This is a genomic window from Pseudomonas agronomica (genome assembly GCF_025917275.1).
GTDB lineage: Bacteria > Pseudomonadota > Gammaproteobacteria > Pseudomonadales > Pseudomonadaceae > Aquipseudomonas > Aquipseudomonas agronomica.
In genome coordinates, this window is record NZ_JAOSHO010000013.1 from 1 (window position 1) to 12,744 (window position 12,744).

Annotated in this window: 13 protein-coding genes; 6 read left to right on the plus strand and 7 right to left on the minus strand. The window is 59.1% G+C overall.

All coding sequences use genetic code 11. The annotated features are described in order from the left end of the window. Window positions 1-28: 28 nt before the first annotated feature. From OC610_RS02510 to OC610_RS02520, 3 genes are all read right to left on the minus strand, one after another. Window positions 29-784 carry a DeoR/GlpR family transcriptional regulator gene (locus OC610_RS02510; RefSeq protein WP_003204973.1) on the minus strand — a complete coding sequence of 252 codons (756 nt, stop codon included), beginning with the start codon at window positions 782-784 and terminating at the stop codon, window positions 29-31. 85 nt (window positions 785-869) lie between these two features. Further along, on the minus strand, window positions 870-2,375 hold the full coding sequence (glpK, locus tag OC610_RS02515; protein ID WP_264426347.1) for a glycerol kinase GlpK: 1,506 nt from the start codon (window positions 2,373-2,375) through the stop codon (window positions 870-872). Window positions 2,376-2,452: 77 nt separating this feature from the next. Beyond that, window positions 2,453-3,304 (minus strand): MIP/aquaporin family protein, encoded by an 852-nt coding sequence (locus OC610_RS02520; RefSeq protein ID WP_264426348.1) that lies wholly within the window; start codon window positions 3,302-3,304, stop codon window positions 2,453-2,455. A gap of 316 nt (window positions 3,305-3,620) precedes the next feature. Between OC610_RS02520 and ybaK the strand changes: the two genes are divergently transcribed. Both ybaK and OC610_RS02530 read left to right on the plus strand, forming a co-directional pair. Continuing rightward, window positions 3,621-4,091 (plus strand): Cys-tRNA(Pro) deacylase, encoded by a 471-nt coding sequence (gene ybaK / locus OC610_RS02525; RefSeq protein ID WP_264426349.1) that lies wholly within the window; start codon window positions 3,621-3,623, stop codon window positions 4,089-4,091. Between the two features lie 184 nt (window positions 4,092-4,275). Next, entirely contained in the window at window positions 4,276-5,058 is a 783-nt protein-coding gene (locus tag OC610_RS02530; RefSeq protein ID WP_264426350.1) for a PhzF family phenazine biosynthesis protein, read from the plus strand. Window positions 5,059-5,163: 105 nt separating this feature from the next. On the opposite strand, the gene OC610_RS02535 is transcribed toward OC610_RS02530, so the two are convergent. Both OC610_RS02535 and argF read right to left on the minus strand, forming a co-directional pair. Further along, complete coding sequence (locus OC610_RS02535; RefSeq protein WP_264426351.1) at window positions 5,164-6,270, minus strand: ABC transporter ATP-binding protein; 1,107 nt, start codon at window positions 6,268-6,270, stop codon at window positions 5,164-5,166. Further along, entirely contained in the window at window positions 6,267-7,187 is a 921-nt protein-coding gene (gene argF / locus OC610_RS02540; RefSeq protein ID WP_264426352.1) for an ornithine carbamoyltransferase, read from the minus strand. The genes OC610_RS02535 and argF overlap by 4 nt, the downstream gene beginning before the upstream one ends. A gap of 401 nt (window positions 7,188-7,588) precedes the next feature. On the opposite strand from argF, the gene OC610_RS02545 reads away from it, so the two are divergent. The 3 genes from OC610_RS02545 (at window position 7,589) to grxD (ending at window position 10,557) form a co-directional block, all read left to right on the plus strand. After that, a complete protein-coding gene (locus OC610_RS02545) occupies window positions 7,589-7,876 on the plus strand; it encodes a hypothetical protein (RefSeq protein WP_264426353.1) in 288 nt (95 codons plus the stop codon). A gap of 131 nt (window positions 7,877-8,007) precedes the next feature. Then, the gene (locus OC610_RS02550; RefSeq protein WP_264426354.1) at window positions 8,008-10,116 is read left to right on the plus strand and encodes a molybdopterin oxidoreductase family protein; all 2,109 of its coding nucleotides are present in this window, start codon (window positions 8,008-8,010) and stop codon (window positions 10,114-10,116) included. A gap of 99 nt (window positions 10,117-10,215) precedes the next feature. Then, window positions 10,216-10,557: a Grx4 family monothiol glutaredoxin gene (grxD, locus tag OC610_RS02555; RefSeq protein ID WP_030140761.1), complete on the plus strand. Its 342-nt coding sequence runs from the start codon at window positions 10,216-10,218 to the stop codon at window positions 10,555-10,557. A 226-nt stretch (window positions 10,558-10,783) separates the two neighbouring features. Here grxD and bfr read toward each other — a convergent pair whose 3' ends face one another. Then, the gene (gene bfr / locus OC610_RS02560; protein WP_003178701.1) at window positions 10,784-11,257 is read right to left on the minus strand and encodes a bacterioferritin; all 474 of its coding nucleotides are present in this window, start codon (window positions 11,255-11,257) and stop codon (window positions 10,784-10,786) included. Window positions 11,258-11,455: 198 nt separating this feature from the next. Continuing rightward, window positions 11,456-11,674: a bacterioferritin-associated ferredoxin gene (locus tag OC610_RS02565; RefSeq protein WP_003178704.1), complete on the minus strand. Its 219-nt coding sequence runs from the start codon at window positions 11,672-11,674 to the stop codon at window positions 11,456-11,458. Between the two features lie 304 nt (window positions 11,675-11,978). On the opposite strand from OC610_RS02565, the gene OC610_RS02570 reads away from it, so the two are divergent. Continuing rightward, window positions 11,979-12,581: a peroxiredoxin gene (locus OC610_RS02570; RefSeq protein WP_039591751.1), complete on the plus strand. Its 603-nt coding sequence runs from the start codon at window positions 11,979-11,981 to the stop codon at window positions 12,579-12,581. Window positions 12,582-12,744 lie beyond the last annotated feature (163 nt).

The following is a 12,744-nucleotide window of genomic DNA, read 5'->3' on the forward strand; positions in this document are numbered from 1 at the left end:
AGCAAGCTCCCTCGCCACAATGGCTAAGTCAGACCACTTCCAGCCGAATCTTGTGCTGGCTCAACAACTGCGCCAGGGCTGGCACCGGTTGCTGGTCGGTCACCAGGCAATCGATCAGGCTGATCGGGCCCAGGCGAACCATGGCGTTGCGCCCGAATTTACTGGAGTCCGCCGCCAGCAGCACTTGCCGGGCGTTGGCGATGATGGCTTGGGACACTCGCACTTCCTGATAATCGAAATCCAGCAGGCTGCCGTCTTCATCGATTCCGCTGATGCCCACCAGGGCGAAGTCGACCTTGAACTGGTTGATGAAATCGACGGAGGCCTGGCCCACCACGCCGCCGTCGCGTCGTACGTTGCCGCCGGCGATCAGGACTTCGAAGTCGTCCTTGGCGCTGAGGATCGATGCCACGTGCAGGTTGTTGGTGATGACTTTCAGATGGTTGTGATTGAGCAGCGCCCGGGCGATGGATTCGGTGGTCGTGCCGATGTTGATGAACAACGAGGCGTGGTCGGGAATCTGTGCAGCGATGGCCTCGGCGATGCGTTGTTTCTCATCGCGCATCTGATCGGCGCGCATGGCGTAGGCGGTGTTTTCCACGCTTGAATCGTAGGCGGCGCCGCCGTGGTAGCGGCGCAGCAGGTTCACTTCCGCCAGTTGATTGATGTCGCGGCGGATGGTCTGTGGGGTAACGACAAATAACTGCGCCATTTCCTCGATGCTGACATAGCCGCGTTCGCGGACAAGCTCGAGGATTTGTTGCTGGCGGGGAGGCAGATTCATGGGGCTTCCTTTGGGCTGCCATACAAAATTTGCCCATGATGCCGCAGGAATGCCCTCCCGACCAGTTTCAGAATTTTATCGGGCCTTATTCAGCGTCTTCGTGGGGCTCCCAATCGCGGGTGCGGCTGACGGCTTTTTTCCAGCCCGCGTAGAGTTTTTCCTTCGCGTGTTCATCCAGCTGCGGTTCGAATTCGCGCTCGATGACCGCTTTGCCACGCAACTCTTCCAGGCTGCCCCAGAAACCGCATGCCAGGCCGGCCAGGTACGCCGCGCCAAGGGCCGTGGTTTCGCGCATCTTCGGGCGTTCGACGTGGGTGCCGAGGATATCGGCCTGGAACTGCATCAAGAAATTGTTGGCCACCGCGCCGCCGTCCACGCGCAGGGATTTGAGGCGCTCGCCGGCGTCTTGCTGCATGGCGTCAAGCAAGTCGCGGGTCTGGTAGGCGATGGATTCCAGGGTGGCGCGAATGATGTGATCGACTCGCACGCCACGGGTCAGGCCGAACAGTGCGCCGCGGGCGTAGGGGTCCCAATACGGTGCGCCCAGGCCGGTAAAGGCCGGCACCAGGTAGACGCCGTTGCTGTCCTTGACCTTGTTGGCGAAGTATTCGGTGTCGAGGGCATCGTTGATGATTTTCAGCTCATCGCGAAGCCATTGCACGGTGGAGCCACCGTTGAACACCGCGCCCTCCAAGGCGTACGCCACTTCGCCGCGAGGGCCGCAGGCGATGGTGGTAAGCATGCCGTGGTTGGATTTGACGGCCTTGTTGCCGGTGTTCATCAACAAGAAGCAGCCGGTGCCGTAGGTGTTTTTCGCCTGGCCCGGCTCCACGCACATCTGGCCGAAGAGGGCGGCCTGCTGGTCGCCGGCAATGCCGCCGATGGCGATGCCACTTTTGGTACGACCGTAGATCTCGGAGGAGGATTTGACTTGCGGCAGCATCTCCCGAGGGATGTTGAGGATGTCGAGCATCTTCGCATCCCACTCCAGCGTGTGGATGTTGAAGAGCATGGTGCGCGAGGCGTTGGTGTAGTCGGTGACATGGACCTTGCCGCCAGTGAATTTCCAGATCAGCCAGCTATCCACTGTGCCAAACAGCAGTTCGCCGTTGCGCGCGCGCTCACGGCTGCCCTCGACGTGGTCGAGGATCCATTTGAGCTTGGTGCCGGAGAAATACGGATCGGTGACCAGGCCGGTGGCTTCGCTGATGTATTGCTCGTGGCCGTCACGCTTGAGTTGCTGGCAGATCTCGGTGCTGCGTCGGCATTGCCAGACGATAGCGTTGTAGATCGGGCGCCCGGTGTTCTTGTCCCAGACCACAGTGGTTTCGCGCTGGTTGGTGATGCCGATGGCGGCGACCTGGTCGTGATGCAGGCCGGCCTGGGCCAATGCCTCCACCATGACGGCGCTCTGGGTGGCGAAGATCTCCATCGGATCATGTTCGACCCAGCCTGGCTGCGGATAGTGCTGGACGAATTCCCGTTGGGCGGTGCCGACCACGTTGGCGTCACGGTCGAAAATAATCGCCCGTGAGCTGGTCGTGCCCTGATCGAGGGCAATGATGTAGTTCTTATTCTCAATGTCGGTCATGTCGATTGCCTTGGGACGTAAATAAGGGATGGAGCCATGGCGCGCGTTGTGAGGGGCAGCGGCGCGCGCCCTTTGTTTCAAGACGTTCTGGGTTTGCCGTCGATGGCAGATCCTGCATCCTTTCCCGTAGCCAAGGGGCTTGGCAAGTGGCGCGCGATCAAGCCGCGGTACGCGGCGGCGCCCAGGCATGCCCCGACAATCGGCGCAAAGATCGGCACCAGGAAATACGGAATGTCGCGTCCGCCAGTGAGGGAAATTTCACCCCACCCTGCAAGGAAAGTCATCAGCTTAGGACCAAAGTCTCGCGCCGGGTTCATCGCGAAGCCTGTCAAGGGCCCCATCGAGCTGCCTATCACGGCGATCAACAGGCCGATCAGCAGGGGCGCCAGCGGCCCGCGAGGCAAGCCATTGTTGTCATCGGTGAGGGACATGATCACGCCCATCAGGATAGCGGTGATGATCATTTCGACCAGAAAGGCCTGGCCGATGGACAGTGCCGAATGAGGATAGGTGGAGAACACTGAAGCCAGCTCGAGGCTCGCTTCTGTGCCACGGACCATATGACGAGACTGTTCGAAATCGAAGAACAGATTGCTGTACAGCGTATAGACCAGCAGCGCGCCGCAAAAAGCGCCGGCCACTTGGCAAATGATATAGAAGGGCAGTTTACGTTTTTCGAAGTCAGTGAAGAGGCTCAGGGCGATGCTGACGGCGGGGTTCAGGTGCGCGCCGGAGATGCCTGCGCTGAGGTAGATCGCCATGCTGACACCAACGCCCCAGATGATACTGATCTCCCATAGGCCGAAGCTGGCACCCGCGACCTTGAGCGCCGCAACGCATCCGGTGCCGAAAAAAATCAGCAAGGCCGTCCCCAGGAATTCGGCCAGGCATTGGCTGGAAAGGGGCGGTTGTTCTAAAGCAGTAGCCATTCAAACCTCAATTCTTTTTCTTGTCTTGCGCTACCGATAAAGCCTGGTTGCGCGTTCTTCGCCAAAGGCCCGGATGTTCACCCTGGCCCCGGAGTGTTTCTTGAGACACGTGTTTCTGCTTTCAGTTTCGAAAAAATATAGACAAGAAACGCTGCTGTCAAAGGTCGAAAGTGAACCATTGGTCACATTTGGATTATTCGTGATGTGAATGATTCTCGGCATGCTGGGCGTCTTGATAATGAACGCAATGTGCTCAAAGCCTTTTGCCCGCTGATCGCATAGAATTTTGCCATTCGTTTCCCTGTAAGGAATGGTCATGACCCCTGCGTTGGATCTGCTTAAGAAAGTGCGCGCCGAACATCGCATTCATAGCTACGAACACGACCCCAAGGCTGCGTCTTATGGCTTGGAGGCGGCGGAAAAGCTAGGACTGGACCCGGCGCAGGTGTTCAAGACCTTGCTGGCGGCCAGTGAAAAAGGTGAGCTGCTGGTGGCCGTGGTGCCGGTGGCGGGAAGCCTGGATCTGAAAGCACTGGCCCATGCTGCCGGGGTGAAAAAAGTCGAGATGGCCGATCCGTCCGCCGCCCAGCGTTCCACCGGTTATTTACTGGGGGGCATCAGTCCGTTGGGACAGAAAAAGCGTCTACGCACGTTTATCGACAGTTCCGCGCAGCCTCTCACCCACATGTTTGTCAGCGCGGGGAGGCGTGGTCTGGAAGTTGAATTGGCGCCTGCGGTATTGGCGGAGCATACCGGGGCGAAGTTTGCTGATATTGGGCGTGCCTGAACGACGCTTCGTAGCAGCCGCGCCATCGAGCGGGAGCGGCCGTCACACAATGGAGGGAGTCTTCAAGGCTGAAAGAATGTCGGATTTGTTATGCGCTGTAGGGCGAAAATTCTACGGATCTGTCACTGGATAAACGGTGGCGTGGCCAGTCATGCTCGCGCATCAATAAAAAAGGAGAAGTGCCATGCAGCTTGCGTTTCATCAGGTCGATGCGTTCAGTGACCGGCCTTTCGGCGGCAACCCTGCGATGGTCTATCGGCTCGATGCCTGGCTCGCCGATGACCTGATGCAGAAAATAGCCGCTGAACACAACCTGGCCGAGACCGCTTTCCTGGTACGAGAGAACCAGCAATGGCACATCCGTTGGTTTACCCCCACCACTGAAGTCCCTTTGTGTGGTCATGCCACGCTGGCCAGCGCCTACGTATTGTTCGAGATATATAAAGAAGCTTCGCAGCGACTGGATTTCATCTGCAAATCCGGCGCCCTGAGCGTGACCCGCGAAGGCGATCGGCTGTGGCTGGATTTCCCGGCCATCGTGCCCGTTGAATTGGGCGCGTCACTGGCGGTCCAGAATGCCTTGGGCGTCGAGGCGGTGGACGTGCTGAGCTCGAACGAACTGTTCGTGGTGTTGGAATCGGAACAGGCTGTCCTTGAATGCAAGCCGGACATGGCGGCCCTGGCGAAACTGCCGTGGCCGGGCGCGATCGTTACCGCACCGGGAAGCAAGCACGATTTTGTCTCGCGCTATTTTGCTCCGGCGATTGGCATCAACGAGGACCCGGTGACCGGGTCGACCCATTGCAGCCTCATCCCTTATTGGTCCAAGCGTCTGAGCAAGCTGGGGCTGACGGCTTATCAATGCTCGGCCAGGGGCGGGGCGTTGTTTTGCCGGTTGGAAGGCGAGCGAGTGAAGATCGGTGGCCATGCGACCTTGGTGGCCAGCGGGACGTTGTCGCTGGGCTAATGCTCGATACATCTGGTAGGAGCTGCCGAGCGAAGCGAGGCTGCGATCTTTTCCAGGCTCACTGAATCAAACAGAAGATCAAAAGAGCGCAGCCTTCGGCAGCTCCTACACAGTGCTGAACCGCCGCACACCGCTTTCCATCGGCGGCAAGTGTGCCGCCGTGCTACCCGATGCCTGGAACAGCACCAAGTGCTCGGCCGCCACGCGAATACCCACAGTGGCGCCGACCAGATGGTCGGCATGGCTCGGGAAAATCGATTCCAGTTGTGCGCCCGTCGGCAATTGCAGCCGATACAGGGTTGAAGCGCCTTGGAATGTCTTGCCGACGATGGTCGCCGTCAGGGGACTGTCCGGCGCGTAGACGATGTCGTCAGGGCGCAGCAACACGTCCACGGCGCAACCAACCGGCCAGGTGTAGGCCCGGTTGCCGCGCAGCACGCCCAATTCGGTCTGCACCGATTCCGGGCTATCCAGTTGCCCCCGGATGAAGTAACCCTGTCCGATGAAGCTGGCGACATAGGCCGTCAGCGGTTCGTGATACAGGTTGTAAGGCGTGTCCCACTGCTCCAGCCGACCTTCCCGGAACACCCCGACATGATCACTCACGGCAAACGCCTCTTCCTGATCATGGGTGACCAGGATCGCACTGGTGCCCCGGGCCTTGAGAATGTCCCGGACCTCATGACTGAGCTTGCGTCGCAGCTCGCCGTCCAGATTGGAGAAGGGTTCGTCGAGCAGTAACAATTGCGGTTCGGGCGCCAATGCCCGGGCGAGTGCGACGCGTTGTTGCTGGCCTCCGGAGAGTTCATGGGGGAAGCGTTTCCCCAGGTTCTTCAGGTTGACCAGTTCCAGCAGTTCGTCGACCACGCGGTCCTTTTCGGGGTGCTTGCGGATACCAAACGCCAGGTTCTCGGCGACGCTCAAATGCGGGAACAGCGCGTAATCCTGGAACACCATGCCGATGCGGCGTTTTTCCGGCGCCAGGGTGAAGCCGGCCCGGGAGATGGTTTCCCCGGCCAACTGGATCTCACCTTCGTGTACCGGCTCGAACCCGGCGATGGCCCGCAAGGTCGTGGTCTTGCCGCATCCGGACGAGCCGAGCAGGCAACCGATGTCGCCCGCATTGAGGTGCAGGTTGAGGTTTTGTACGACCCGCTGGTCCTGGTAGCCGCAGGCCAGGTTTTGCAGGTTCAGCAGCAACGAATGGCTCATGCGTGGTGGTACGCCGGCTCGACCAGGAACTCCAGCAGGGCTTTCTGCGCGTGGAGACGGTTTTCCGCCTGGTCCCAGGCCACGGAGCGCGGGTCGTCCAGCAAGTCGAGGCTGATCTCTTCGCCACGGTGGGCCGGCAGGCAATGCATGAACAGTACCTCGGCGTCCGCCAGGTCGAGCAGGGCGCGATTGACCTGGAAGGGCGCGAACAACTTCAAGCGTTTGGCGGTTTCTTCTTCCTGGCCCATGGAAGTCCAGACATCGGTGCTCACCAGGTGCGCACCGGCGACGGCCTGTTTCGGGTCGCGCAGGATGGTCACCCGGTCACCGGCCTTGGCAACGAATTCCGGATTGGGCTCGTAGCCTTCAGGGCAGGCGATACGCAACTGGAAGTCGAATTGAATCGCGGCTTCTATATAGCTGTTGCACATGTTGTTGCCATCGCCGATCCACGCCACGGTCTTGCCTTGGATCGAGCCGCGATGCTCAAGGAACGTCTGCATGTCGGCCAGCAATTGGCAAGGATGCAAATCATCGGACAGGCCATTGATCACCGGCACACGGGAGTGGGCGGCGAACTGAGTCAACGTGCTGTGGGCAAAGGTACGGATCATCATGGCGTCGAGCATGCTCGACATGACGATGGCGCAATCGCTGATCGGCTCGCCACGGCCCAATTGGGTGTCGCGGGGCGAGAGGAAGATCGCCTGGCCACCGAGCTGGATCATGCCGGCTTCAAATGAAATGCGCGTGCGGGTCGATGACTTCTCGAAAATCATCCCCAGCACTCGGTTTTTCAAGGGCTCGAACAGTACGCCGCGCTTACGCAGGTCCTTGAGCTCCACGCCTCGACGGATGACGCCGAGCAACTCTTCGGGCGTGAAATCCGTCAGGGAGAGAAAGTGCCTTGCGCTCATGATTGACTACCTTTTTGTAACTGACCGCAGATGCTCAAAGCCTTGTTTAACGAAAAAACGGGCGAGACCTGCGGCAAAAGCCGCACGGGGCGACGAAATAGGGGAAGGCGCGATCTTATAAGGAAATGTCGCGTCTTACCAATAGGGCTACGGTTTTATGGGATTTCAGCGAAGCCATCACAGAGTTGCGATGGCATGGTCGAGGCCGGTTTCCTGACAGCAGCGGACCATTTGTACACTGGCGTCGAGTCGCTTGGCAATCAAGCCGGGCGGGTGGCTGTCTTTCGGGCAAGTGATTGCGGTGGCCTGTGTCTGGCGCGCCTGTCTGTTGTCGGACGTGAAATATTTCCTAATGCGGGGGGCTGGGTTATAAATGAATCCCGAGATGCAGGAGCCCCGAAATGGATTTGAAAGAGCAACAACTGATGGAATTGTTGGGGCTGACGGCACGCTCCCTGACGCACCTCACCGCTTCGGTGACGTCCATGTCATTCGAATTGTTGCGCAGTGACGACGAAGTCACCAAGGCCGCCGGCCGGCGAATGATTGACCGCATGGCCACCATCAGCGGTGGCCTCGATGAACATTGGCGACTGATCGGCGAATTGACCGGGGTGCCCATGGCCCAAGAGCAGGTGGAGACCATCGAGGAAATCCAGTTGTTGGCGCCGCCGCCGGAACAGCCCTGACGCCGCTTCATCGGCGGGCCTGATGCCCGGCGATTCACGGGACGAACGTCGCTGGCGCTGTCGAGGATCACGGGCCATAGTTTTGCTCCCGCGGCCGAAAATGCCCGCCACGAATAAAACAGAGACTGGCCATGACCAAGACTCTTCACCACCGTGCGTGCCACCTGTGCGAGGCCATCTGCGGCCTGACCCTCGAAACCACTGAAACCGAAGGCCAGGGCCTGGCGATCACCTCGATCAAGGGCGATCCGCTGGACAGTTTCAGCCGTGGCCACATTTGTCCCAAGGCAGTGGCGCTGCAGGACATCCAGAACGATCCGGACCGCTTGCGCCAGCCCATGCGTCGGGTCGGCGGCGAATGGCAGCCGATTGCCTGGGACGAAGCCTTCACGTTGGTGGCTGAGCGTCTCGCGAGCATTCAAGAACGTCACGGCCAGAACGCGGTGGCGGTCTACCAGGGCAACCCCAGCGTGCACAATTATGGGCTGATGACCCACAGCAACTATTTCCTGGGCTTGCTGAAGACGCGCAGTCGCTTTTCGGCGACTTCGGTGGATCAGTTGCCCCATCACCTGACCAGCCACCTGATGTACGGGCATGGTTTGCTCCTGCCTATCCCGGACATCGACCACACTGACTTCATGTTGATCCTGGGCGGCAACCCGCTGGCTTCCAACGGCAGCATCATGACCGTACCCGACGTGGAGAAGCGTTTGAAGGCGATCCAGGCCCGTGGCGGCCAGGTCGTGGTGGTTGATCCTCGGCGCAGCGAGACAGCAGCCATCGCCAACCAGCACCTCTTTGTACGTCCCGGTGGCGACGCCGCGCTGCTGTTTGGCTTGCTCAACACGCTGTTCAGCGAAGGCCTGACCCGCGACAGCCACTTGCCGGTGGATGGCCTCGACGAAGTGCGCCAGGCCGTTGCAACCTTTACCGCCGAGACGATGAGCCCTCTCTGTGCTGTTCCGGCCGCGCAGATCCGTCAGTTGGCCCGCGATTTCGCCGCCGCGCCGTCGGCCGTGTGTTACGGGCGGATGGGGGTTTCAACCCAGGCTTTCGGCACGCTGTGCCATTGGCTGATCCAGCTGATCAACCTGGTCACTGGCAACCTCGACCGGGTGGGTGGGGCGCTGTGCACCGAGCCGGCGGTTGACCTGGTGGCGACCACCTCGGGCGGCCATTTCAATCGCTGGCAAAGCCGGGTGTCCGGGCGCCCCGAATACGCCGGCGAGCTGCCCGTATCGACCCTGGCCGAAGAAATGCTCACCGAGGGCGAAGGACAGATCCGCGCGTTGGTGACCGTAGCCGGCAATCCGGTTTTGTCCACGCCCAACGGGCGGCAACTCGAACAGGCATTGGATGGGCTTGAGTTCATGGTCAGTGTCGACCTGTACATCAACGAGACCACGCGCTACGCCGACTTGATCCTGCCATCGACTTCGGCGCTGGAAAACGATCATTACGACACCACCTTCAATCTGTTCGCGGTGCGCAACGTCACTCGTTTCAACCGGGCGATCCTGCCCAAGCCCGAAGGGGCATTGCACGATTGGGAGATCTTCGTTGGCCTGGCAAAAGCCTTTGCTGCCCGGACCGGCAAGGAACTCAAGCCGACCATGCCGCCAGCGCAGATGATCGATTTCGGCCTGCGGGCGGGTGCGTACGGGGATGCATCGCCGCACAAATTATCCCTGGCGACGCTGTTCGATCATCCCCACGGCATCGATCTCGGTGCGCTCAAGCCCAACCTGGCTCCCCGGTTGAAAACCGAAAACGGCCGGGTGCAGGCGGCGCCAGCGGTGATCCTCGCCGACCTGGCACGTTTTGCCGCGTTGCCGCCGCCAGCGTCCGACGAGCTATTGATGATTGGTCGTCGTCATGTGCGCAGCAACAATTCCTGGATGCATAATTTTCATCGGCTGGTGAAAGGCAAGCCGCGCCACCAGTTGCTGATGCACCCGGACGATCTCGCCAGCCGAGGCCTTGTCGATGGGCAGCGGGTTAAGGTCAGTTCTCGCGTAGGCGCGATCGAAGTGGAAGTGCAGGGCAGCCAGGACATGATGAAAGGTGTGGTGAGCTTGCCACACGGGTGGGGCCATGCCCGTCCGGGTGTGCAGATGACCATCGCCAGCGGGCAGCCCGGTTCCAGCGCCAACGACCTGACGGATGACGGTCAGCTTGATGAATTGTCCGGCAATGCGGCGCTCAACGGGGTTCCGGTGAAAGTCGCAGCTGCGTAAAATTGTCCCTGGGGCGGACCGAGCAGGGTGCTCGGCTTTCCGTTACAATGCGCCACCGTGTCGACATCTGTAGTCGCAAAGTTCAAGCCGAGGTGCTCCGTGGATATCATCGAAACGATCAAAGACCAGATTGCCAACAACACCATCCTGCTTTACATGAAAGGCTCGCCGAATGCCCCCCAGTGCGGCTTCTCGGCCAAGGCTGCCCAGGCGGTGATGGCGTGTGGCGAGAAGTTCGCCTACGTGGATATCCTGCAGAACCCGGAAATCCGCGCCAACCTGCCAAAGTACGCCAACTGGCCAACCTTCCCACAGCTGTGGGTGGGTGGTGAGCTGATCGGTGGTAGCGACATCATGACCGAGATGGCGGCTGATGGTTCTCTGCAGACCACGATCAAGGCGGCTGTAGAAGCAGCAGCGGCGAACAAGTCCGAAGCTTGATTCATGAGGTTCTGTTCACTACACCGGTTGTGGTGAACATGAACCCTTGTGGGAGCGAGCTTGCTCGCGATAGCGGTGGATCAGGCAAAAAAATACTGACTGACCTACCGCTATCGCGAGCAAGCTCGCTCCCACAATGGATTTCAGTGGTTTGAAATCCAGGCAATAAAAAGCCCCGCACCTCGAAAGAGGGCGGGGCTTTTTAGTGGCTTGCTTGCGGGGAAGCTTATTCTTCGCCCATCTGCGACTGCAGGTAGTTCTCAAGACCCACTTTGTCGATCAGGCCCAGTTGGGTTTCCAGCCAGTCGATGTGTTCTTCTTCCGATTCGAGAATATCTTCGAGCAGTTCGCGGCTGCCGAAGTCACCGACGCTTTCGCAATGGGCGATGGCGGCTTTGAGGTCGGCGTGGCCAGTGCGTTCGATACGCAGGTCGCACTCAAGCATTTCGCGGGTATGTTCACCGATGTGCAGCTTGCCCAGGTCCTGGACGTTTGGCAGGCCTTCGAGGAACAGGATGCGCTTGATCAGTTTGTCCGCGTGTTTCATCTCGTCGATGGATTCGTGATATTCGTGTTTGCCCAGCTTGTTCAGGCCCCAATCTTCGTACATGCGCGCATGCAGGAAGTATTGATTGATCGCGACCAGCTCATTGGCGAGGATCTTGTTGAGATGCTGGATGACTGTGATGTCGCCTTTCATGGTAACGGCCTGCCCTGTAATAGCTGTCTATGGGGCGAGTTTGAGCCGCGTATTTATCAGTGTCAAACCTAAGTTATTGAATAATAAATGAAAATTAATCGGAATAAGAATGTTTGTGTTCCGCGTCTTGGCGCTAAGCATTTGATTTACAGGCATAAAAAAACCGGACATTGAGTCCGGTTCTTCAAAAAGCTGGATTTATGCGGCAGTAAATTCTACCGGATAAGGGATCGAGGCCTGGGCGGTCTGTACTTTGGCGAGGGTTTCACGCACCACTTCCTTGGCGAGGCAGGCGCATTTACCGCATTGGCTGGCTACGCCGGTGGCCTGGCGGACTTCGCGATAGCTGCAGCAACCTTCATAGATCGCTTCGCGGATTTGCCCGTCGGTGACGCCAGTGCAGAGGCATACATACATAAGTGAGAACCGTCGCTGGTTGTGACTCAATTGAGACGGATCTTAATGTTAACGAGAATGATTGTCAAAGTGGTTTCTGGAACTCTTTCACCACCTTGGCGTTGGACTGACGAACGGTTTTGAGGTGCAGAGGCAAACAGGCGCCTCGAATTTCGCTGTTGTCGAAAAACCGTTGAGGACAGCGCAAAAGCCCGGTGTATGATGGTCGGTCCTTGCGAAGCGGGTTCGTGTCACAGGGCTGTCGCCTGGAGGTGGCAGGCTGGCGCGGACCCTGTTTTCACGTTACTACACCAGGAGATATCCAATGAGCGTACTCGTAGGCAAACAAGCCCCTGACTTCACCGTTCCGGCCGTCCTCGGCAACGGCGAAATCGTCGACAGCTTCACCCTGTCCTCGGCCATCAAAGGCAAATACGGCCTGGTGTTCTTTTACCCGCTGGACTTCACCTTCGTCTGCCCGTCCGAGCTGATCGCCCTGGATCACCGCATGGATGACTTCAAGGCGCGCAACGTTGAAGTGGTCGCTGTTTCGATCGACTCGCACTTCACCCACAACGCCTGGCGCAACACTGCTATCAACGCCGGCGGTATCGGCCCGGTCAAATACACCATGGCTGCCGACATGAAGCATGAAATCGCCAAGGCCTACGACGTGGAGTCCGAAGGCGGCGTGGCCTTCCGTGGCGCGTTCCTGATCGATGACAAAGGCGTGGTCCGTTCGCAGATCATCAACGACCTGCCGCTGGGCCGTAACATGGAAGAGCTGATCCGTCTGGTCGACGCCCTGCAATTCCACGAAGAGCACGGCGAAGTCTGCCCGGCCAACTGGAAAAAAGGCGACAAGGGCATGACTGCATCGCCTGAAGGCGTAGCCGCATACCTGGGTGAGCACAGCGACAAGCTGTAAGCGCAACCGCGGCATAAAAAAACCGGCCCTCGATGGGCCGGTTTTTTTATGGGTGCTGTAGGAGCTGTCGAGTGTAACGAGGCTGCGATCTTTCCTTAGCCAGTTGAATCCTGGGTGAAGCCCAAGATCAAAAGATCGCAGCCTGCGGCAGCTCCTACAGGGC

Bases quoted from the DNA above. Each gene is read 5' to 3' on its own strand.
- bfr (WP_003178701.1), bottom strand. From the start codon at position 11,257: ATGAAAGGCGACATCACAGTCATCCAGCATCTCAACAAGATCCTCGCC.
- OC610_RS02545 (WP_264426353.1), top strand. From the start codon at position 7,589: ATGGATTTGAAAGAGCAACAACTGATGGAATTGTTGGGGCTGACGGCA.
- OC610_RS02535 (WP_264426351.1), bottom strand. From the start codon at position 6,270: ATGAGCCATTCGTTGCTGCTGAACCTGCAAAACCTGGCCTGCGGCTAC.
- OC610_RS02550 (WP_264426354.1), top strand. From the start codon at position 8,008: ATGACCAAGACTCTTCACCACCGTGCGTGCCACCTGTGCGAGGCCATC.
- OC610_RS02565 (WP_003178704.1), bottom strand. From the start codon at position 11,674: ATGTATGTATGCCTCTGCACTGGCGTCACCGACGGGCAAATCCGCGAA.
- OC610_RS02570 (WP_039591751.1), top strand. From the start codon at position 11,979: ATGAGCGTACTCGTAGGCAAACAAGCCCCTGACTTCACCGTTCCGGCC.
- ybaK (WP_264426349.1), top strand. From the start codon at position 3,621: ATGACCCCTGCGTTGGATCTGCTTAAGAAAGTGCGCGCCGAACATCGC.
- glpK (WP_264426347.1), bottom strand. From the start codon at position 2,375: ATGACCGACATTGAGAATAAGAACTACATCATTGCCCTCGATCAGGGC.
- OC610_RS02530 (WP_264426350.1), top strand. From the start codon at position 4,276: ATGCAGCTTGCGTTTCATCAGGTCGATGCGTTCAGTGACCGGCCTTTC.
- argF (WP_264426352.1), bottom strand. From the start codon at position 7,187: ATGAGCGCAAGGCACTTTCTCTCCCTGACGGATTTCACGCCCGAAGAG.
- OC610_RS02520 (WP_264426348.1), bottom strand. From the start codon at position 3,304: ATGGCTACTGCTTTAGAACAACCGCCCCTTTCCAGCCAATGCCTGGCC.
- OC610_RS02510 (WP_003204973.1), bottom strand. From the start codon at position 784: ATGAATCTGCCTCCCCGCCAGCAACAAATCCTCGAGCTTGTCCGCGAA.